Here is a 20,333-nt window from a genome sequence, read left to right on the forward strand (position 1 = left end):
TCCACCGTTCTGGATTAGAGCAGAGGAATCATCCACAGGTGACCGTGACCGCACCCCCCACACAGGGCGTTCCGCTCGCCGCGGTGCTCGCCCGCGCCGACCTGGGCCTTCGCCAGATCGCGGGGCCCGCGGCGGCGGACGTCCCCGTGCACGGGGCGCACACGTCGGAGCTGACGGACCCGGAGCCGTACCTGCTGGGCGGCGAGCTGCTGCTCACGGCCGGCGTGCACGCGCCCGCGGCGCCCGTCGACGGCTACTTCGAGGAGTACGCGGAGCGGGTCGCGCGGGGCGGGGCGGTGGCGCTCGGCTTCGGTGTGACGCCGGTCTTCGACACGGTGCCGCCGGAGCTGGTGGCGGCCTGCGAGCGGCGCGGGATCCCGCTCCTCGAGGTGCCGCCGCGGACCACGTTCAGCGGGGTCGCGCGGGCCGTGTGGGAGCTGATGGCGCAGGCCAGGAACGCGGAGCTGCGCCGGGTGACCGAGGCTCAGCAGGCGCTGGCCTCGGCGGCGGCGCGGCCCGATCCGCTGCCCTCCGTCCTTCGCCAACTCGCCCAGCGCACCGGCGGGTTCGCGGTGGCCGTCACCCCGGAGGGCGACGAGCCGCACCACGCGGGGGCCCGCCCGCCGCGCGCCGTGAGCGAGGCCCTCGCCGAACTGACGGCGGTGGTCCGCCCGCACGCCACGCACCTCTTCCCCACCCCGTCGTCGGCGGCGGACACGGTGGACGGGACGCACCTGTCGGCGTACGCGCTGCAGACGGGCGGCGCGCTCGGCCTCGCGACGCGGGTCCGCTCGCCGGGCGACCACACGATCGCGGGCGCGGCCGTAGTCCTGCTCTCGCTCCTCACGGGCGAGCACCGCTCAACGGCCGACACGCGCCGCGCGGCGACGCTGGTGGACCTCCTCCTCGGCGCGGACCGTGCGGAGGCGGCGACGGAACTGCTCGGCGCGGACACCACGTGGCGCGTGATCCACGCCCGCCCGCTGTCGCCCCGCCCGGCCCCCGACCTGGCGACGCCGCTGACGGCCACGTCGCCCTCCGCCTCCTCCGCGGAACCGCTCACCCGCGCCCTCGTCCCGTCCGACCAGGACGTCACGCCGCACACCGGTCATGTGCTCGGCGTCAGCGCCCCGGCGCTCCCCCGGGACCTGCCGCTCGCCGACGCGCAGGCGGCCCACGCGCTCACCCGGGCCCGGGCGACCCGCAGCCCGCTGGCCCACCACCGCCCGGACGACACCCCCGCGCCGACCCTGGCGGCGCTGGCCGACAAGCCGGCCCTCGTGGAGACCCTGCGCACCTGGCTTTCCCTGCACGGCAGCTGGGAGAGCACGGCCCTCGCCCTGGACATCCACCGCAACACGGTCCGCCAGCGCATCGCCCGCTGCGGCACGCTCCTGGACACGGACCTCGACGACCCGGACATCCGCATGGAGCTCTGGTTCGCGCTGCGCCGGACGCGGTGACGGTGTGACCGTCGTTCCACTCCCCGGAACCGATCACCGTTGCCCCGCGGCCCCCTGCACAATGGGCTCATGCCGATACCCGGATTGCCCAGCGACGTCCCGACCCGTGCCGCCCTGATCAAGCACCTCGTCCGCACGCGCATCGCGGGCGACGTGGCGACGCCCCGTGAGAACAACCTTTCGCACTACCGGAAGCTCGCGAACGGTGACCGCCACTACTGGCTGGGCCTGGAACTCGGCGACCGCTGGACGGACGAGGCCGACGTGCTCGCCGTCATGGCCGAACGCTGCGGGGTCGTGCCCGACGCGGCGCACCGCTCCGGCCAGGACACCATCGACCCCGAGCTGACGGTCGACGCCCTGGACCGGACGGCGGCGCGCCTGCGCAAGGCGGCGGAGGACAACCAGCGGGTCCTGTTCGCCACGGGCCACCCGGGCGGTCTCCTGGACGTCCACCGGGCGACGGCGACCGCCCTGCGCGCGGCGGGCTGCGAGATCATGACGATCCCCGAGGGCCTGGCCACGGACGAGGGCATGGTCTTCCAGTTCGCGGACGTGGCGATGCTGGAGCGCGGCGCGACGCTGTGGCACACGCACTCCCCCGACCCCATGGCGGCGATCCTCGACGGCCTCGCCCGCGAGGGCCGCGCGCTGCCGGACCTGGTCGTCGCCGACCACGGCTGGGCGGGCTGCGCGGCGCAGCGCGGCCTCGACTCCGTCGGTTACGCGGACTGCAACGACCCGGCCCTCTTCGTCGCCGAGTCCGAGGGCACGATGCAGGTGACGGTCCCCTTGGACGACCACGTGACGAGCCCGAGGCACTACGACCCGCTGACGGCCTACCTGCTGGACGCGGCGGGCCTCGTTTAGCCTCGGCGCCGGTCGAGCAAATCAAGCCCCGCCGTCGGACGAGAGCCAGCGGGGTCCGGGGCGGAGCCCCGAGTCGTCAACCACGGCGCCGCCTGCTCAATCGCCGCAGGGGGTGCATCACCACGGATTGAGCCCCTCCGTGCGGCGCGCCGCGAACCCCGGGGTCGGGTCGAGAAACACTCGCCGCACCGCGGGAAACCGCTCCCGGATCCGCCGCGAGGCGTCCTCGCACGCCCACTCGATCTGCGCCGCGGTGGACGCATCCCGGAAATCGACCTTCGCCGCGACGAGCGCCTCCCGCGGCCCCTGCACCAGCGTCGTCAGCTCGAGCACGGCCTCGACATGCGTGACCCCGAGCACGATCTCCCGGATCTCGTCCCGGAACGGCTTCGGCAACGGCCGCCCCACCAACAGCTCCGCGTTGGACCGCCCGAGCACCCACGCCACCCACAGCAGCAGCAACCCGATGCACAGGGACGCCGCCCCGTCCCACGCCCCCGACCCGGTGAGCTGCGCGCCGAGCAGCCCGCCGGCCGCGAGCAGCAGACCGGCGAGGGCCGCACTGTCCTCCAGTACGACGGCCTTCACCGCCGTGTCGGGGGTGTGCCGCAGATACGTACCGAAGGGCACCCGCACCCGGGCCGCCTCGCCCCGCGCCTGCTTCACGGCGGTCCGCAGCGAGAACCCCTCCAGCACGAAGGCGACGCCCAGCACCACGTACGACACGACGGGGTTGCCCAGTTCCTCGCCCGCGACGAGCGTGTGGATCCCGTCGTACAGGGAGAAGACGGCGCCGCCCACGAACGTGGCGACGGCCGCGAGCAGCGCCCATACGTAGCGCTCGCCGCCGTAGCCGAGCGGATGCTCCTCGTCGGCGGGCTTGTCGCTGCGCTTCAGGGAGGCGAGCAGCAGCAGTTCGGTGACGGTGTCGGCGAACGAGTGCGCGGCCTCGGAGAGCATCGCGCTGGAGCCGCTGATGACGCCCGCGACGGCCTTCGCGAGGGCGATGCCCAGGTTGGCCGCCGCGGCGACGAGCACCGTGAAGGCGCTCTCCCCGCCCGCTTCTTCCGTGCCGCCCGCACGATCGTCCGCCCGTACATCCATGTACGGCACGTTATGTCCGGTCAGCGCGGAACGCGAACGACGCCCTCCTGGATGACGGTGATCGCGAGCCGTCCGTCCTGCGTGTAGATCCGGGCCTGTCCGAGCCCGCGCCCACCGGACGTGGACGGCGACTCCTGGTCGTACAGCAGCCATTCGTCGGCCCGGAACGGCCGGTGGAACCACATCGCGTGGTCGAGGGAGGCGCCCACGACGTCGCCGACGGCCCAGCCGCCGCGCCCGTGGGCGAGCAGCACGGAGTCGAGGAGCGTCATGTCGGAGACGTAGGTGGCGAGGCAGACGTGCAGCAGCGGGTCGTCCGCGAGCTTGCCCCGCGCGCGGAACCAGACCTGGGAGCGCGGCGGCTGCGGGTCGCCGACGAAGGCGAACGGCGGCGCGTCCACGTACCGCAGGTCGACGGCCTCACGGGCCTCCAGGAGACGCTGGACGACCTCGGGCTTCAGCACGTCGTCGGCGTACCGCGGCAGCATCTCCTCCGCGGTCGGCAGCGACTCCGGGTCGGGCGCGGGCGGCATGTCGGCCTGATGGTCGAGCCCCTCCTCGTACGTCTGGAAGGACGCGGAGAGGTGGAAGATCGGCTGCCCGTGCTGGACGGCGACGACGCGCCGCGTCGTGAAGGAGCGGCCGTCGCGGATCCGGTCGACGGTGTAGACGATGGGCGCGCCCGGGTCCCCCGCGACGAGGAAGTACGCGTGCAGGGAGTGGGCGTGCCGGTCGGCCGGGACGGTGCGCCCGGCCGCGACCAGCGCCTGGGCCGCCACCTGCCCGCCGAAGACGCGCGGGACGACGGAGGACCGGGACTGGCCGCGGAAGATGTCCTCCTCGATCTGCTCGAGGTCGAGCAGATCGAGGAGGGATTCGAGTGCCTGATGCATGGGATCAGTTGTACCGAGCAAAGATTCTCTGCTGGTTACAGGCCCATGTTCTTCGCGATGATCATCTTCATGACCTCGCTGGTGCCGCCGTAGATGCGGTTCACGCGGTTGTCCGCGTACAGGCGGGCGATCGGGTACTCGTTCATGAACCCGTAGCCGCCGTGCAGCTGGAGGCAGCGGTCGATGACGCGGTGCGCGACCTCGGTGCAGAACAGCTTCGCGGACGCGGCCTCGGCGGCGGTCAGCTCACCGGCGTCGAGGGCCTCCAGGGCACGGTCGGCGACGGCCTCGGCGGCGTCCACCTCGGCCTGGCAGGCGGCGAGCTCGAACTTGGTGTTCTGGAAGGACGCGACCGGCTTGCCGAAGACGGTGCGCTCCTGGACGTACTCCTTGGCGAACCGGACGGCGGCCTTGGCCTGCGCGTACGCGCCGTAGGCGATGCCCCAGCGCTCGGAGGCCAGGTTCGTGCCGAGGTAGCCGAAGCCCTTGTTCTCCTCGCCGAGCAGGTCCTCGACGGGCACCTTCACGTCGACGAACGCCAGCTCGGCGGTGTCGGAGGTGCGCAGGCCCAGCTTGTCGAGCTTGCGGCCGATGGAGTAGCCCTCGGACTTGGTGTCGACGGCGAAGAGGGAGATGCCGAAGCGGCGGTCGTCCTCGCGCGGCGCGGAGGTGCGGGCGCAGACGATGACGCGGTCGGCGTGGACGCCGCCGGTGATGAAGGTCTTGGCGCCGTTGAGCACGTAGTGCGTGCCGTCGTCGGAGAGCTTGGCGGTGGTCTTCATGCCCGCGACGTCGGAGCCGGTGCCCGGCTCGGTCATCGCGAGGGCCCACATCTCCTCGCCGGAGACGAAGTTCGGCAGGTAGCGCTTCTTCTGCTCGTCGGTGGCGAGCATCTTGATGTACGGCAGGGCGAGCAGCACGTGCACGCCGGAGCCGCCGAAGGAGACGCCCGCGCGGGCGGTCTCCTCGTACTGGATGGCCTCGAACTTGTGGGTGTCCAGGCCGGCGCCGTCGTACTCCTCGGGCACGTTGATGCCGAACAGGCCGAGCTCCGCCATCTTGGCGTACAGCTCGCGCGGCACGACGCCCTGCTGGAACCACTCGTCGTAATGGGGGACGACCTCGGCCTCGATGAAGGCGCGCAGGGTCTCCCGGAACGCCTCGTGGTCCTCATCAAAAACGGTACGGCGCACGGAGAACTCTCCCTCTACGACGAGTGTGCGGACGGCGGCAAGCGACTAAGCGCTTGCTCAGATGCAGGTTACCCGCGAGTCGCAAGGAGCGTCCAGAGATACAGGTCACTCCGCGGCGGCCGCCGACCTCACTCTGCGGCAGCCGCGGCGAACGCGCCACGCGCCAGCTTGTGCAGCATCCCCGCGGTCGCCGTCCTGCCGGGCAGCGAGCCCGGACGGCTCAGGTGCGGGGTCGAGTTCAGCAGCCCGAAGACCGCGTGCACGGCCACGCGCGCGTGCGCCTCCACCAGTTCGGGGTAGACCTTGCGCACCGCGTCCACCCACAGCTCCACGTACTGGCGCTGCAACTGGCGCACCAGCTTGCGGTCGCTGTCGCGCAGCCGGTCGAGCTCGCGGTCGTGCAGCGTGATCAGGTCGCGGTCGTCGAGCGCGAAGTCGATGTGCCCCTCGATGAGCGAGTCGAGCAGCGCCTCCGGCCCGTGCTCGGCCTCGGCGACCCGCCGCTTGCCGCCGGTCAGCAGCTGTCCGCTGATCCCGACGAGCAGCTCGGCGAGCATCGCGTCCTTGCCGGCGAAGTGCCGGTACAGGCCGGGGCCGCTGATGCCGACCGCCGCCCCTATCTCGTCCACCCCCACGCCGTGGAACCCGCGCTCGGCGAAGAGCCGCGCGGCCTCCCTGAGGATCTGCTCGCGGCGGGTGGGGGCGTCGGTTCTCGTGGCCATGAGGCAATTCTAGACAGGGACGTTAGCGAGCGTTAACCTGACGGAAACGGGTTAACGCTCATTAACTTTCTGGGTACGGGCAAGGGGGCTCGAAGCCATGCAGGAGGCACCGGAGCTGACCAGCGCGGCGGAGCCCGCGTCGGAGGCCTGGCGGGCCAATGAGGCGGCGCACCGGGCGCTCGGCGAGGAGCTGCGCGCGAAGCTCGCCGCGGCCCGGCTCGGCGGCGGCGAGAAGGCGCGGGCGCGGCACACCGCGCGTGGCAAGCTGCTGCCGCGCGACCGGGTGGACGCGCTGCTCGACCCCGGCTCCCCGTTCCTGGAGCTGGCGCCGCTCGCGGCGGACGGGATGTACGAGGGGCAGGCCCCGGCGGCCGGGGTGATCGCCGGGATCGGCCGGGTCAGCGGCCGCGAGTGCGTGATCGTCGCCAATGACGCGACGGTCAAGGGCGGCACGTACTACCCGATGACGGTGAAGAAGCACCTGCGCGCGCAGGAGGTGGCCCTGGAGAACCGGCTGCCGTGCGTCTACCTGGTGGACTCCGGCGGCGCCTTCCTGCCGATGCAGGACGACGTGTTCCCGGACCGCGAGCACTTCGGGCGGATCTTCTACAACCAGGCGCGGATGTCGGGCGCGGGCATCCCGCAGATCGCGGCGGTCCTCGGTTCGTGCACGGCGGGCGGGGCGTACGTCCCGGCGATGAGCGACGAAGCGGTGATCGTCCGGAACCAGGGCACGATCTTCCTGGGCGGCCCGCCGCTGGTGAAGGCGGCCACGGGCGAGGTGGTGACGGCCGAGGAGCTGGGCGGCGGCGAGGTCCACTCGCGGATCTCGGGCGTGACGGACCACCTGGCGGAGGACGACGCGCACGCGCTGCGGATCGTGCGGACCATCGTCTCGACGCTGCCGGAGCGCGGTCCGCTGCCGTGGGCGGTGAAGGCGGCCATCGAGCCGAAGGTGGACCCGGCGGGGCTCTACGGCGCGGTGCCGGTCGACTCGCGGACCCCGTACGACGTGCGGGAGGTCATCGCGCGCGTAGTGGACGGTTCGCGGTTCGCCGAGTTCAAGTCGGAGTACGGGCAGACGCTGATCACCGGTTTCGCGCGGATCCACGGGCACCCGGTCGGCATCGTCGCGAACAACGGCATCCTGTTCGCCGAATCCGCCCAGAAGGGCGCCCACTTCATCGAGCTGTGCGACCAGCGCGGCATTCCGCTGCTGTTCCTCCAGAACATCTCGGGCTTCATGGTCGGCAAGGACTACGAGGCGGGCGGCATCGCCAAGCACGGCGCCAAGATGGTCACGGCGGTGGCCTGCACGCGCGTGCCGAAGCTGACCGTGGTGATCGGCGGTTCGTACGGCGCGGGCAACTACTCGATGTGCGGCCGGGCGTACTCGCCCCGCTTCCTGTGGATGTGGCCCGGCGCGAAGATCTCCGTGATGGGCGGCGAGCAGGCCGCCTCGGTGCTCGCGACCGTCAAGCGTGACCAGCTGGAGGCGCGCGGCGAACAGTGGGCGGCCGAGGACGAGGACGCCTTCAAGGCCCCGATCCGCGCCCAGTACGAGTCGCAGGGGAATGCCTACTACGCGACGGCCCGGCTGTGGGACGACGGCGTGATCGACCCGATGGAGACCCGCCAGGTCCTCGGCCTGGCCCTGACCGCGTGTGCCAACGCGCCGCTGCCGGAGAAGTCCGCCGGCTTCGGCGTCTTCCGGATGTGAGGGGCGGACCAGACGTGTTCGAGACGGTACTTGTGGCCAACCGCGGCGAGATCGCGGTGCGCGTCATCCGTACGCTGCGGGCGCTCGGCATCCGCTCCGTGGCGGTCTACAGCGACGCCGACGCGGACGCGCGGCATGTGCGCGAGGCGGACGAGGCGGTGCGGATCGGCCCGCCGGCGGCCACCGAGAGCTACTTGGTGGCGGAGCGGCTGATCGAGGCCGCGGCGGCGACCGGCGCACAGGCGGTGCACCCGGGGTACGGATTCCTGGCGGAGAACGCGGAGTTCGCGCGGGCCTGCGAGGAGGCGGGCCTGGTCTTCATCGGCCCGCCCGCCGAGGCCATCGCCCTGATGGGCGACAAGATCCGCGCCAAGGAGACGGTGAGCACGGCCGGGGTCCCGGTGGTACCGGGCGGCCGCGACCCGGAACTGGCCGAGGCGGCCCGGAAGTTGGGCGCACCCGTCCTCATCAAGCCCAGCGCGGGCGGCGGCGGCAAGGGCATGCGCCTCGTGCGCGACCTCACCGCCCTGGACGAGGAGATCGCGGCCGCCCGGCGCGAGGCGCGGACCTCCTTCGGCGACGACACACTCCTCGTGGAGCGCTGGATCGACCGCCCCCGCCACATCGAGATCCAGGTCCTGGCGGACGGCCACGGGAACGTGGTGCACCTCGGCGAGCGCGAGTGCTCCCTCCAGCGCCGCCACCAGAAGATCGTCGAGGAGGCGCCCTCGGTGCTGCTCGACGAGGCCACGCGCGCGGCGATGGGCGCGGCGGCCGTGGAGGCGGCGCGCTCCTGCGGCTACCGGGGCGCGGGCACGGTGGAGTTCATCGTGCCGGGCGAGGACCCGGCCGCGTACTGCTTCATGGAGATGAACACGCGCCTCCAGGTCGAGCACCCGGTGACCGAGCTGGTCACGGGCGTGGACCTGGTGGAGTGGCAGGTCCGGGTCGCGGCGGGCGAACAACTCCCCTTCACACAGGACGACATCACGCTCACCGGGCACGCGGTGGAGGCCCGCCTGTGCGCGGAAGACCCGGCGCGCGGCTTCCTCCCCTCCGGCGGCACGGTCCTGGCGCTGAGCGAACCCGAGGGCGAGGGCATCCGGGTCGACTCCGGCCTCACCGAGGGCACGGAGGTCTCCAGCCTCTACGACCCGATGCTCGCGAAGATCATCGCGTACGGCCCCGACCGGGGCACGGCGCTGCGCAGGCTGCGGGCGGCGCTCGCCCGCACGGTGACGCTGGGCGTGCCGACGAACGCCGGGTATCTGCGGCGCCTGCTCGCCCACCCGGACGTCGTGGCGGGCGAGTTGGACACCGGCCTGGTGGAGCGCGCGACGGACGAGCTGGTCGACGCGGAGGTCCCCGCGGGGATCTACGCGGCGGCGGGCGTGCTGCGCCAGGAGCGGCTCGCCCCGGCGCCGACCGAGGGCTGGACGGACCCGTTCGACCGGCCGAGCGGCTGGCGGCTCGGCGGCGAACCGGCGTGGACCGTGCACCCCTTGAGGGCCGCGGGCCACGACCCGGTCGAGGTCCGGGTGCGCGGCACCGAGGTCCTGGTCGACGGCGTGCCCACCGCTCCCGCCCGCCTCACCGCGACCGCGGGCGACTGGCTGGCACGCGAGGGCGACGCCTGGCACGTCCGGGACCACGACCCGGTGGCGGCGAACCTGACCGGGTCGGGGGCCGGCGGCGCGGGCTCCCTGACCGCCCCGATGCCCGGCACGGTGACCGTGGTGAAGGTCGCCGTCGGTGACCAGGTGACGGCGGGCCAGAGCCTGTTGGTGGTGGAGGCGATGAAGATGGAACACGTGATCACGTCCCCGCACGCGGGCACGGTGAGCGAGCTGGACGTATCGCCGGGGACGACGGTGGCGATGGACCAGGTCCTCGCGGTCGTCGCCCCCGAGGAGACGGCCGACGGCGGGGAGGCCGCGCGATGACCGCCACGCCACAGCTCCCCATGGTCGTCCCCGCCCAGGGCCTCCCGGCCCGCGTCCGGATCCACGAGGTGGGCGCGCGCGACGGGTTGCAGAACGAGAAGCGGGCCGTGCCCACGGAGGTGAAGGCGGAGTTCGTCCACCGCCTCGCCGCCTCCGGCCTCACCACCATCGAGGCCACGAGTTTCGTGCACCCCAAGTGGGTGCCCCAACTGGCGGACGCGGAGGACCTGTTCCCGCTCGTCCAGGACCTCTCGCCCGGCGTCCACCTCCCCGTCCTCGTACCGAACGGGCGGGGCCTCGACCGGGCGCTGGCCCTCGGGGCCGACCGCGTCGCCGTGTTCGCCAGCGCCACCGAGTCCTTCGCGAAGGCGAACCTGAACCGGACGGTGGCGGAGTCCCTGGCCGTCTTCGAGCCGGTCGTGGCGCGCGCCAAGGAGTCGCGGGCGCACGTCCGCGGCTACCTCTCCATGTGTTTCGGCGACCCGTGGGAGGGCCCGGTCCCGGTCCACCAGGTCGTCTCCGTCGCCAAGTCCCTGATGGACATGGGCTGCGACGAGCTGAGCCTCGGCGACACCATCGGCGTGGCCACCCCCGGTCACGTACAGGCACTTCTGGCGGAGCTGACCGAGGAGGGCGTGCCGACGACCGCGATCGGCGTGCACTTCCATGACACGTACGGCCAGGCGCTCGCCAACACCCTGGCGGCGCTCCAGCACGGCGTGAGCACGGTGGACGCCTCCGCGGGCGGCCTCGGCGGCTGCCCGTACGCGAAGAGCGCCACCGGCAATCTCGCCACCGAGGACCTCGTCTGGATGCTGCGCGGACTCGGCATCGAGACCGGGGTCGACCTCGGCCGTCTCACCGACACCAGCAGGTGGATGGCCGGGCACCTGGGCCGGCCCAGCCCGTCCCGCACCGTTCGCGCCCTCGCACCCGAGGCCGACGCCGACACCCATGCCGATCCCGGCCAGGAGCAGTGAGGCAGTCATGGATCACCACCTCTCCCCCGAGCACGAGGAACTCCGGCGCACCGTCGAGGAGTTCGCGCACGACGTCGTCGCCCCGAAGATCGGCGACTTCTACGAGCGGCACGAGTTCCCCTACGAGATCGTCCGCGAGATGGGCCGCATGGGCCTGTTCGGACTGCCGTTCCCCGAGGAGTACGGCGGCATGGGCGGCGACTATCTGGCGCTCGGCATCGCCCTGGAGGAGTTGGCGCGCGTCGACTCCTCGGTCGCGATCACGCTGGAGGCCGGGGTCTCGCTCGGCGCCATGCCGATCCATCTCTTCGGCACCGAGGAGCAGAAGCGTCAGTGGCTGCCGAAGCTGTGCGCGGGCGAGGTCCTCGGCGCGTTCGGTCTCACCGAACCCGAGGCCGGCTCGGACGCGGGCGGCACCCGCACCACGGCCGTGCGGGACGAGGAGACCGGCGACTGGGTCATCAATGGCACGAAGTGCTTCATCACCAACTCGGGCACGGACATCACGGGCCTGGTGACGGTCACGGCGGTCACCGACCGCACGGCGGACGGCCGCCCGGCGATCTCCTCGATCATCGTCCCGTCCGGCACACCGGGGTTCACGGTGGCGGCGCCCTACTCGAAGGTGGGGTGGAACGCGTCGGACACCCGTGAGCTGCACTTCGACGACGTCCGGGTGCCCGCCGCGAACCTGCTGGGCACGGAGGGCCGGGGCTTCGCCCAGTTCCTGCGGATCCTCGACGAGGGGCGCGTCGCGATCTCGGCGCTCGCCACGGGCCTCGCGCAGGGGTGCGTCGACGAGTCGGTGAAGTACGCCAAGGAGCGCCGTGCGTTCGGGCAGGCCATCGGCGGGTACCAGGCCATCCAGTTCAAGATCGCCGACATGGAGATGAAGGCGCACACGTCCCGGCTCGCGTGGCGGGACGCGGCGTCGCGGCTCGTCGCGGGGGAACCGTTCAAGAAGGAGGCGGCCCTCGCGAAGCTGTACTCGTCGACGGTGGCGGTGGACAACGCGCGTGAGGCGACGCAGATCCACGGCGGGTACGGGTTCATGAACGAGTACCCGGTCGCCCGCATGTGGCGGGACTCCAAGATCCTGGAGATCGGGGAGGGCACGAGTGAGGTGCAGCGGATGCTGATCGCGCGGGAGCTGGGCCTGACCACGTAGAGCCCCGCCGGCACCGGTCGAGCGATTCGAGCCCCTCCGGGGGCTTGATCGGGACGTCCCCCGCCCCCTGGACAACGACAGAACTTAGGTTAACCTACCCTGAGTTTACGTCCCGTCCGGCCGACGCCCCGGCACGTCCGAAAGTAGTCCGTATGTCCAACGCCCGACTGTCCCGCCCCACCCGCCGCGGCATCCTCGCCGCGACCGGCGCCATCGGCCTCGGGGCCGCGCTCGCCGCCTGCGGCGACGGCGGCTCCAAAGACGGCGGCTCCAGCCCGGCGGGCGCCGCGAAGAAGTCCGGCCCCTGGTCGTACAAGGACGACCGCGGCAAGACCGTGAAGCTGGACAAGGTCCCCACGGAGATCGTCGCCTTCACCGGCATGGGCGCCGCCCTGTACGACTACGGCATCCAGGTCAAGGGCGTCTTCGGCCCGACCACCACGAAGGGCGGCAAGCCCGACGTCCAGGCCGGTGACATGCCGGTCGACAAGGTCACCGTCATCGGCAACGAGTGGGGCCAGTTCAACATCGAGAAGTACGCGGGGCTCGCCCCCCAGGTACTGATCACCACGATCTTCGACGGCGCGGGCACCCTCTGGTACGTCCCCGAGGAGTCCGCCAAGAAGGTCGCCAAGCTCGCCCCGAGCGTCGGCATCTCGGTCTACGACCGCCAGCTGACGACCCCGCTGGAGCACGTCTACAAGCTGGCCGAGTCGCTCGGCGCCGACCTGAAGGCCGACAAGGTCGTCAAGGCCAAGAAGCGCTTCGAGGACGCCGCGGCCCGGCTGCGCAAGGCGGCCAAGGCCAACCCCGACATCAAGGTGCTCGCGGGCAGCGCGAGCCCCGACATCTTCTACGTGTCGGGCACGAACCTCTCCATCGACCTGGAGTACTTCAAGGCGCTCGGCGTGAACTTCGTGGAGCCCTCGGAGGGCGCGAAGAAGGCGTCCGGCGGCTGGTTCGAGAACCTGAGCTGGGAGAACGTCAACAAGCACAAGGCCGACATCATCATGATGGACGACCGCGCCCAGGCGATTCAGCCCGCCGACATCGACGAGCCGACCTGGAAGAAGCTGCCGGCGGTCAAGGCCGGCCAGGTCATCGCCCGCTCCCCCGAGCCGATCCTCTCCTACGACAAGTGCGCTCCCATGCTGGAGAACCTCGCGAAGGCCATCGAGACGGCGAAGAAGGTGTCCTGATCCCATGACGACGACGGCCGAAGCCCCCGCTGTTGCCCCTTTCCGATTCTTCGATCTGCAAGTGGTCCGCACGCGGCGGCTCGGCCCGTCGCTCCTCAGGGTCACCTTCACAGGCCCCGACCTCGCCGACTTCCACGGCGGCGGCCGGGACCAGTCCCTCTCCCTCTTCCTGCCGCACCCGGGCCAGGAGGCTCCCGTGCTCCCGCCGGCCACGCCCGGCGACGACGGCCGCGGCTGGCACGCCGCGTACCGGGCGATCCCGGACGACGAGCGCGCGATCATGCGCTCGTACACGCTGAGCGGCCAGCGCCGCTTCCCCGCGGAGGAAGTCGACATCGACTTCGTGCTGCACGACGACGACCCGTCGACGTCCGGCCCCGCCTGCCGCTGGGCCCGCGCCGCGGCCCCCGGCGACCGTGCCGTCGTGCTCGGCCCGGCGATCGCCGACAACGCCGCGGTGCGCTGCCGCCCCCAGGACGACTTCGACCAGATCCTCATGTGGGGCGACGAGACGGCACTGCCGGCCGCGCTCGGCGTCCTGGCCTGGCTGCCCGAACACGTCTCGGCGCACGTGTACTTGGAGGTTCCGCACCGCGCGGACATCCAGCCGGTCATCACGCTCGCGGACGTCCAGGTGACCTGGCTGGTCCGCGACGAGGGCGCGCCCTCCGTGGTGGACGCGGTGCGCGCGGCCCGGCTCCCCGAGGCCACAAGTCCGTACGCCTGGCTGGCCGGTGAGTCCGGAACGATGAAGGAGCTGCGGCGGCACCTGGTGCGCGAGCGCGGCTACGACAAGCGTGCGGTCACCTTCGTCGGGTACTGGCGGCGCGGCATGAGCGAGGACGCGCTGCGGGCGGCGTAACCGCCATCGCCGCAACACCCGCCGCCGCAACACCCATCGCTTGGTTCACAGCAGAACATTCCAGCCATTCCAGCCACAGAACAGGGGGCGGGGTCGCGAGCCGAAGTTAGGTTAGGCTAACCTAATCGAAGGGCTCGCGACCTCGCCCTTTTTCCTGCCCCACCCGGGAACCACCCCACCCCACCCGGAGGAACCGTTCATGCGCTCGCACCTGCTCAATGACACCACCGCGGAGCTGTACCGCAGTTCCGTGACCGAGGGAGTCGAGCGGGTGGCGGCCAAACTCGCCACCACCACAAGGCCGTTCACCGGCGTCACCCCCGACGCACTCGCCCCCACCGTCGACGCCGTCGACCTGGACGAGCCGCTCCAGGACACCATCGCCGCCCTGGACGAGCTGGAGGACGTGTACCTCCGCGACGCCGTCTACTTCCACCACCCCCGCTATCTCGCCCACCTCAACTGCCCGGTCGTCATCCCGGCCGTGCTCGGCGAGGCGATCCTCGCCGCGGTCAACTCCTCGCTCGACACCTGGGACCAGTCCGCGGGCGGCACGCTCATCGAGCGCAAGCTCATCGACTGGACCACCGGGCGGATCGGCCTCGGCCCCGCCGCCGACGGCGTGTTCACCTCCGGCGGCTCCCAGTCCAACCTCCAGGCGCTGCTGCTCGCCCGGGAGGAGGCCAAGTCGAAGGATCTGGCCAAACTCCGCGTCTTCGCCTCCGAGGTCAGCCACTTCAGCGTCAAGAAGTCCGCGACGCTGCTCGGCCTCCCCGCGGAGGCGGTCGTCTCCGTCCCGGTCGACCGGGAGAAGCGCATGCAGACGGTGGCCCTCGCCGCCGAGCTGCAGCGCTGCCGCGAGAACGGGCTCGTCCCGATGGCCGTCGTCGCGACCGCGGGGACGACGGACTTCGGTTCCATCGACCCGCTCCCCGAGATCGCCGAGCTGTGCGCCCAGTACGACACGTGGATGCACGTCGACGCCGCGTACGGCTGCGGACTGCTCGTCTCCAACAAGAACCGCGACCGGATCGACGGCATCGAGCGCGCCGACTCGGTCACCGTGGACTACCACAAGTCCTTCTTCCAGCCCGTGAGTTCGAGCGCGATCCTGGTCCGCGACGGCGCCACCCTGCGGCACGCCACGTACCACGCGGAGTACCTCAACCCGCGGCGCACGGTCGCCGAGCGGATCCCCAACCAGGTCGACAAGTCCCTGCAGACGACGCGCCGCTTCGACGCGCTCAAGCTGTGGCTGACGCTGCGCGTGATGGGCGCCAAGGGCATCGGCTCCCTCTTCGACGAGGTCTGCGACCTGGCCCGGGAGGGCTGGCAGCTGCTCGCCGCCGACCCGCGCTTCGACGTGGTCGTGGAGCCGAGCCTGTCCACGCTCGTCTACCGCTACATCCCGGCCGACGCCACCGACCCCGCGGAGATCGACCGCGCCAACCTCTACGCCCGCAAGGCCCTGTTCGCCTCCGGTGACGCCGTCGTCGCGGGCACCAAGGTCGGCGAGCGCCAGTACCTGAAGTTCACCCTGCTCAACCCCGAGACGACACTCGCCGACATCCGAGCCGTCCTCGACCTCATCGCCGGCCACGCCGAGCAGTACCTGGGAGACACCCTTGACCGCGCATCCTGAGACGACGAAGAACACCGTGTACGACTTCATCGGGATCGGGCTCGGCCCCTTCAACCTCGGCCTGGCCGCGCTCACCGAACCGATCGACGAGCTGAACGGCCTGTTCATCGAGTCCAAGCCGGACTTCGAGTGGCACTCGGGCATGTTCCTCGACGGCGCGCACCTCCAGACCCCGTTCATGTCGGACCTGGTGACGCTCGCCGACCCCACCTCGCCGTACTCCTTCCTCAACTACCTGAAGGAATCGGGGCGGTTGTACTCGTTCTACATCCGCGAGAACTTCTATCCGCTGCGCGTCGAGTACAACGACTACTGCCGTTGGGCGGCCGCCAAGCTGTCGTCCATCCGCTTCTCGACGACCGTCACCGAGGTCCGCTACGACGACGGGGACGAGCTCTACGTCATCAGCACGGACAAGGGCGACACGTACCGCGCCCGCCGCCTCGTCCTCGGCACCGGCACCCCGCCGTACGTGCCCGAGGCCTGCCAGGGGCTCGGCGGCGACGGAGTCATCCACAACTCCCGCTACGTGCAGCACAGGGAGCAGCTCCAGAAGAAGAAGTCGATCACGCTGATCGGCTCCGGGCAGTCCGCCGCCGAGATCTACTACGACCTCCTCGGCGAGATCGACGTGCACGGCTACCGGCTGAACTGGGTGACGCGCTCGCCGCGCTTCTTCCCGCTGGAGTACACCAAGCTCACGCTGGAGATGACGTCCCCGGACTACATCGACTACTTCCACGCGCTGCCGGAGCAGAAGCGCTACTCCCTGGAGGAGCGCCAGAAGGGCCTGTTCAAGGGCATCGACGGCGAGCTGATCGACGCGATCTTCGACCTGCTCTACCAGAAGGGCCTGAACGGCCCGGTCCCGACGCGGCTGCTCACCAACTCGGCGCTGCGCACGGCGGACTACGACAACGGCACGTACACCCTCGGCCTGCACCAGGAGGAGCAGGACAAGGAGTTCGAGCTGGAGACCGAGGGCCTGATCCTCGCCACGGGCTACAAGTACGCGACTCCCGCCTTCCTCGAGCCGGTCAAGGACCGCATCCGCTGGGACGGCAAGGGCCGCTACGACGTCGCCCGCAACTACTCGATCGACACCACGGGCCGCGGCATCTTCCTGCAGAACGCGGGCGTGCACACCCACTCGATCACCAGCCCGGACCTGGGCATGGGCGCCTACCGCAACAGTTACATCATCGGCGAGCTGCTCGGCACCGAGTACTACCCCGTCGAGAAGACCATCGCCTTCCAGGAGTTCGCAGCATGAGCAACACGAGCACCCCGAGCAACACGAGCACCTCGAAAAGCGCCGTAGGGAAACTGACCCTCCGGCCCGTCGACGCACAGGCCGACGCCGAGCTGCTGCACCGCTGGGTCACCGACCCCAAGGCCGCGTTCTGGCTGATGCAGGACGCCAAGCTCCAGGACGTCGAGCGCGAGTACATGTCGATCGCGGCGCACGAGCACCACGACGCGTTCCTCGGCCTGCACGACGGCATACCGGCGTTCCTGATGGAGCGCTACGACCCCCGTTACGTCGAGCTGGTCGGCCTGTACGAGCCCGAGCCCGGCGACATCGGCATGCACTTCCTCACCGCGCCCTCGGACGTCCGCGTCCCCGGCTTCACGCGCGCCGTGATCACCGCGGTGATGGAGTCCCTGTTCGCCGACCCGTCGGTGAACCGCGTCGTCGTCGAACCCGACGTCGGCAACAAGGCAGTGCACGCCCTGAACGAGGCCGTCGGCTTCGTCCCCGAGCGTGAGATCGACAAGCCCGAGAAGAAGGCGCTGCTGAGCTTCTGCACGCGCGCCCAGTTCGAAGCGGCCACGGGAAGGACGACCGCAGCATGACCATCGCCGACGCCGCCACCCACCTCTCCCCCGAGCACTGGGCCGAGGCCAACCGCCTCCTCATCCGCAAGGCACTCGCCGAGTTCAGCCACGAGCGGCTCCTCATACCCGAGGCCGCCACGGGCCCCGACCTGTACTCCGTCCTCAGCGACGACGGCCTGACCCGCTACGAGTTCACCGCGCGCCGGCTGCGCCTGGACCACTGGCAGGTCTCCGCCGACTCGATCACCCGGCACCGCGACGGCGCCGAACTCCCGCTGAACGCCCTGCAGTTCTTCATCGAGCTGAAGGACAGCCTGGGCCTGAGCGACTCGACGCTCCCGGTCTACCTGGAGGAGATCTCCTCCACGCTCTCCGGCACCTGCTTCAAACTGACGAAGCCGTACGTGAACTCCGCCGAACTCGCCGCCACCGGCGACTTCCAGGAGATCGAGACGGGCATGACCGAGGGCCACCCCTGCTTCGTCGCGAACAACGGCCGCCTCGGCTTCGGCGTCCACGAGTACCTCTCGTACGCCCCCGAGACCGCGAGCCCCGTCCGGCTGATCTGGCTGGCGGCGAGCCGCGAGCGCGCCGCGTTCACGGCGGGCGTGGGCCTGGAGTACGAGTCGTTCTTCCGCGCCGAGCTGGGCCAGGAGACCCTCGACCGCTTCGACGGCGTCCTGCGCGACAAGGGCCTCGACCCGGCCGACTACCTCCTGATCCCCGCCCACCCGTGGCAGTGGTGGAACAAGCTCTCCGTCACGTTCGCCGCCGAGGTCGCGCAGCAGAACCTGGTGTGCCTGGGCGAGGGCGACGACGAGTACCTGGCGCAGCAGTCGATCCGCACGTTCTTCAACAAGAGCGCGCCGGCCAAGCACTACGTGAAGACGGCCCTGTCGGTCATCAACATGGGCTTCATGCGCGGCCTTTCGGCGGCGTACATGGAGGCGACGCCTGCGATCAACGACTGGCTCGCGAACCTCATCGAGAACGACGAGGTCCTCAAGGACACCGGCCTGACGATCATCCGCGAGCGCGCGGCCGTCGGCTACCGGCACCTGGAGTACGAGGCCGCCACCGACCGCTACTCGCCGTACCGCAAGATGCTGGCGGCGCTGTGGCGCGAGTCCCCGGTGGACTCGCTCGGCGAGGGCGAGCGCCTGGCTACGATGGCGTCCCTCCTGCACGTGGACCGCGAGGGCAAGTCCTTCGCGGGCGCCCTGATCGAGCGCTCGGGCCTGACCCCGCGCGAGTGGCTGAAGCCGTACCTGAAGTCGTACCTCACCCCGCTCCTCCACAGCTTCTACGCCTACGACCTGGTGTTCATGCCGCACGGCGAGAACGTCATCCTGGTCCTGGACGAGCAGGGCGTCGTCAAGCGGTCGATCTTCAAGGACATCGCCGAGGAGATCGCGGTGATGGACATGGACGCGGTCCTGCCGCCCGCCGTGGAGCGCATCAAGGCCGAAGTCCCCGACGACATGAAGCTGCTCTCCATCTTCACGGACGTCTTCGACTGCTTCTTCCGCTTCCTCGCGGCGAACCTCGTCGAGGACGGCGTCGTGGACGAGGAGACGTTCTGGTCGGCGGTCGCGGACTGCGTGCGCGACTACCAGGCGTCGATGCCCCAACTGGCGGAGAAGTTCGAGCGGTTCGACATGTTCGCCCCGCACTTCTCGCTCTCCGCCCTCAACCGCCTCCAGCTGCGCAACAACGAGCAGATGGTCGACCTGGCGGACCCCTCGGGCGCCCTGCAGCTCGTGGGCGACCTGGAGAACCCCATCGCGTAACGGGGTTTGTCCGGTCCTGTGGACCAGGGGCTCGGGAGACGGTCCTCCCGGGCCCCTTTCCCGTACGAGAATGGCGGCATGGCGGAAATCATCCAGCGCGACGGCACGTGGACGTATCTCGGGGACACGCTGCGGCTGGTGCCGGGGCGCGACAAGGGCGTGAGCCCGCTGCGCAAGGCGCTGGGCGAGCTGACCGTGCCGCTGACGGCGCTCGCCGGGGCCTCCTTCGAACAGGGCAAGAAGACGGGCCGGCTGCGCCTGCGGCTGCGCGACGGCGCCGACCCGCTGCTCCAGGCGACGGGCGGCAAACTGTCCGAGGCCACGGACCCGTACCAGCTCACCGTCGAATCGGACCGCTACGGCGTCGCCGAGTACTTCGTGGACGAGGTGCGCAACGCGCTGCTGCTCGACGAGGTCCCCGCCACGCCCTGCTCCTCGTACCTGCTGCCGGGCCCCGCCGTGCCGCTGTCCGTCTCCGCCGGGGACGGCACGGCGAGCTTCGACGGGGAGCGGGTGCGCCTGGAGTGGAACTGGAAGACCGAGGAGGCGAAGTCCTCGGCGGGCACGCGGGTGCTCGAGCTCGGCGACATCACGGCCGTCGAGTGGCAGCCGGCCATCGGCCTGGAGAACGGCTGCCTGCGCTTCACGGTCCGCTCGTCACCGACGAAGGCGCCGCCGAAGTACGACCCGAACTCCATCGAACTGTGGGGCTTCAAGAAGGACCCGCTGATGGCCCTGGTGGCGGCGGCGGTCCAGGCCCGCCTCCCGCACGCGGCCCCGGCCCCCGCCCTGGAGGAGACCCCGCCTCCCCCGCAGCTCCCGGCGGAGGACGACCACGACGCCCTCCTCCGCCGCCTGCGCGAGCTGGGCGACCTCCACCGCGAGGGCGTCCTGACGGAGGAGGAGTTCAAGCTCGCGAAGGCGGCTCTGCTCAAGCGGATGTGA

General features: G+C 71.1%; 17 protein-coding genes. 13 read left to right on the forward strand and 4 right to left on the reverse strand.

The annotated features are described in order from the left end of the window. The first annotated feature begins 44 nt into the window (after positions 1 to 44). Both ACFV9W_RS14850 and ACFV9W_RS14855 read left to right on the forward strand, forming a co-directional pair. Positions 45 to 1,463, forward strand: a complete 1,419-nt coding sequence (locus ACFV9W_RS14850) for a PucR family transcriptional regulator ligand-binding domain-containing protein (protein ID WP_385760009.1) — start codon at positions 45 to 47, stop codon at positions 1,461 to 1,463. Between the two features lie 69 nt (positions 1,464 to 1,532). Next, positions 1,533 to 2,333, forward strand: a complete 801-nt coding sequence (locus ACFV9W_RS14855) for a phosphatase (protein ID WP_385760011.1) — start codon at positions 1,533 to 1,535, stop codon at positions 2,331 to 2,333. Positions 2,334 to 2,450: 117 nt separating this feature from the next. Here the strand turns inward: ACFV9W_RS14855 and ACFV9W_RS14860 are convergent, their stop codons facing one another. The 4 genes from ACFV9W_RS14860 to ACFV9W_RS14875 all read right to left on the reverse strand — a co-directional run bounded on the left by ACFV9W_RS14860 (position 2,451) and on the right by ACFV9W_RS14875 (position 6,245). Continuing rightward, positions 2,451 to 3,437, reverse strand: a complete 987-nt coding sequence (locus tag ACFV9W_RS14860) for a cation diffusion facilitator family transporter (RefSeq protein ID WP_385760014.1) — start codon at positions 3,435 to 3,437, stop codon at positions 2,451 to 2,453. A gap of 20 nt (positions 3,438 to 3,457) precedes the next feature. Then, positions 3,458 to 4,330 (reverse strand): acyl-CoA thioesterase, encoded by an 873-nt coding sequence (locus ACFV9W_RS14865; protein WP_385760017.1) that lies wholly within the window; start codon positions 4,328 to 4,330, stop codon positions 3,458 to 3,460. Positions 4,331 to 4,365: 35 nt separating this feature from the next. Continuing rightward, on the reverse strand, positions 4,366 to 5,523 hold the full coding sequence (locus tag ACFV9W_RS14870) for an acyl-CoA dehydrogenase family protein (RefSeq protein WP_385760020.1): 1,158 nt from the start codon (positions 5,521 to 5,523) through the stop codon (positions 4,366 to 4,368). 128 nt (positions 5,524 to 5,651) lie between these two features. Beyond that, positions 5,652 to 6,245 carry a TetR/AcrR family transcriptional regulator gene (locus ACFV9W_RS14875; protein WP_385760022.1) on the reverse strand — a complete coding sequence of 198 codons (594 nt, stop codon included), beginning with the start codon at positions 6,243 to 6,245 and terminating at the stop codon, positions 5,652 to 5,654. Between the two features lie 97 nt (positions 6,246 to 6,342). Between ACFV9W_RS14875 and ACFV9W_RS14880 the strand changes: the two genes are divergently transcribed. From ACFV9W_RS14880 to ACFV9W_RS14930, 11 genes are all read left to right on the forward strand, one after another. Then, positions 6,343 to 7,965, forward strand: coding sequence for a carboxyl transferase domain-containing protein (locus ACFV9W_RS14880; protein ID WP_385760025.1), 1,623 nt, complete (start codon positions 6,343 to 6,345; stop codon positions 7,963 to 7,965). A gap of 14 nt (positions 7,966 to 7,979) precedes the next feature. Continuing rightward, on the forward strand, positions 7,980 to 9,908 hold the full coding sequence (locus tag ACFV9W_RS14885; protein ID WP_385760028.1) for an acetyl/propionyl/methylcrotonyl-CoA carboxylase subunit alpha: 1,929 nt from the start codon (positions 7,980 to 7,982) through the stop codon (positions 9,906 to 9,908). Then, positions 9,905 to 10,888 carry a hydroxymethylglutaryl-CoA lyase gene (locus tag ACFV9W_RS14890; RefSeq protein WP_385760031.1) on the forward strand — a complete coding sequence of 328 codons (984 nt, stop codon included), beginning with the start codon at positions 9,905 to 9,907 and terminating at the stop codon, positions 10,886 to 10,888. Before ACFV9W_RS14885 ends, ACFV9W_RS14890 begins: the two co-directional genes overlap by 4 nt. A gap of 7 nt (positions 10,889 to 10,895) precedes the next feature. Then, the gene (locus ACFV9W_RS14895) at positions 10,896 to 12,056 is read left to right on the forward strand and encodes an acyl-CoA dehydrogenase family protein (protein ID WP_385760034.1); all 1,161 of its coding nucleotides are present in this window, start codon (positions 10,896 to 10,898) and stop codon (positions 12,054 to 12,056) included. A gap of 152 nt (positions 12,057 to 12,208) precedes the next feature. Next, entirely contained in the window at positions 12,209 to 13,255 is a 1,047-nt protein-coding gene (locus ACFV9W_RS14900; RefSeq protein WP_385760037.1) for an ABC transporter substrate-binding protein, read from the forward strand. Between the two features lie 4 nt (positions 13,256 to 13,259). After that, positions 13,260 to 14,117 (forward strand): siderophore-interacting protein, encoded by an 858-nt coding sequence (locus ACFV9W_RS14905; protein WP_385760039.1) that lies wholly within the window; start codon positions 13,260 to 13,262, stop codon positions 14,115 to 14,117. Between the two features lie 199 nt (positions 14,118 to 14,316). Next, complete coding sequence (gene desA / locus ACFV9W_RS14910; protein WP_385760042.1) at positions 14,317 to 15,759, forward strand: lysine decarboxylase DesA; 1,443 nt, start codon at positions 14,317 to 14,319, stop codon at positions 15,757 to 15,759. Then, complete coding sequence (locus ACFV9W_RS14915; RefSeq protein ID WP_385760045.1) at positions 15,743 to 17,032, forward strand: lysine N(6)-hydroxylase/L-ornithine N(5)-oxygenase family protein; 1,290 nt, start codon at positions 15,743 to 15,745, stop codon at positions 17,030 to 17,032. The genes desA and ACFV9W_RS14915 overlap by 17 nt, the downstream gene beginning before the upstream one ends. Continuing rightward, the gene (locus ACFV9W_RS14920; protein ID WP_385760048.1) at positions 17,029 to 17,616 is read left to right on the forward strand and encodes a GNAT family N-acetyltransferase; all 588 of its coding nucleotides are present in this window, start codon (positions 17,029 to 17,031) and stop codon (positions 17,614 to 17,616) included. Before ACFV9W_RS14915 ends, ACFV9W_RS14920 begins: the two co-directional genes overlap by 4 nt. Continuing rightward, a complete protein-coding gene (locus ACFV9W_RS14925) occupies positions 17,613 to 19,388 on the forward strand; it encodes an IucA/IucC family protein (protein ID WP_385760050.1) in 1,776 nt (591 codons plus the stop codon). The genes ACFV9W_RS14920 and ACFV9W_RS14925 overlap by 4 nt, the downstream gene beginning before the upstream one ends. A 78-nt stretch (positions 19,389 to 19,466) precedes the next feature. Continuing rightward, a complete protein-coding gene (locus ACFV9W_RS14930) occupies positions 19,467 to 20,333 on the forward strand; it encodes a DUF4429 domain-containing protein (protein ID WP_385760053.1) in 867 nt (288 codons plus the stop codon).

It is taken from the genome of Streptomyces sp. NPDC059897 (assembly GCF_042730865.1).
Lineage (GTDB): Bacteria > Actinomycetota > Actinomycetes > Streptomycetales > Streptomycetaceae > Streptomyces.

What these genes read in the sequence shown, in the direction of transcription:
- ACFV9W_RS14930 (WP_385760053.1), top strand. Translation starts at nt 19,467, where the DNA reads ATGGCGGAAATCATCCAGCGCGACGGCACGTGGACGTATCTCGGGGAC.
- ACFV9W_RS14920 (WP_385760048.1), top strand. Translation starts at nt 17,029, where the DNA reads ATGAGCAACACGAGCACCCCGAGCAACACGAGCACCTCGAAAAGCGCC.
- ACFV9W_RS14860 (WP_385760014.1), bottom strand. Translation starts at nt 3,437, where the DNA reads ATGGATGTACGGGCGGACGATCGTGCGGGCGGCACGGAAGAAGCGGGC.
- ACFV9W_RS14895 (WP_385760034.1), top strand. Translation starts at nt 10,896, where the DNA reads ATGGATCACCACCTCTCCCCCGAGCACGAGGAACTCCGGCGCACCGTC.
- ACFV9W_RS14875 (WP_385760022.1), bottom strand. Translation starts at nt 6,245, where the DNA reads ATGGCCACGAGAACCGACGCCCCCACCCGCCGCGAGCAGATCCTCAGG.
- ACFV9W_RS14855 (WP_385760011.1), top strand. Translation starts at nt 1,533, where the DNA reads ATGCCGATACCCGGATTGCCCAGCGACGTCCCGACCCGTGCCGCCCTG.
- ACFV9W_RS14925 (WP_385760050.1), top strand. Translation starts at nt 17,613, where the DNA reads ATGACCATCGCCGACGCCGCCACCCACCTCTCCCCCGAGCACTGGGCC.
- ACFV9W_RS14900 (WP_385760037.1), top strand. Translation starts at nt 12,209, where the DNA reads ATGTCCAACGCCCGACTGTCCCGCCCCACCCGCCGCGGCATCCTCGCC.
- ACFV9W_RS14905 (WP_385760039.1), top strand. Translation starts at nt 13,260, where the DNA reads ATGACGACGACGGCCGAAGCCCCCGCTGTTGCCCCTTTCCGATTCTTC.
- desA (WP_385760042.1), top strand. Translation starts at nt 14,317, where the DNA reads ATGCGCTCGCACCTGCTCAATGACACCACCGCGGAGCTGTACCGCAGT.
- ACFV9W_RS14890 (WP_385760031.1), top strand. Translation starts at nt 9,905, where the DNA reads ATGACCGCCACGCCACAGCTCCCCATGGTCGTCCCCGCCCAGGGCCTC.
- ACFV9W_RS14880 (WP_385760025.1), top strand. Translation starts at nt 6,343, where the DNA reads ATGCAGGAGGCACCGGAGCTGACCAGCGCGGCGGAGCCCGCGTCGGAG.
- ACFV9W_RS14865 (WP_385760017.1), bottom strand. Translation starts at nt 4,330, where the DNA reads ATGCATCAGGCACTCGAATCCCTCCTCGATCTGCTCGACCTCGAGCAG.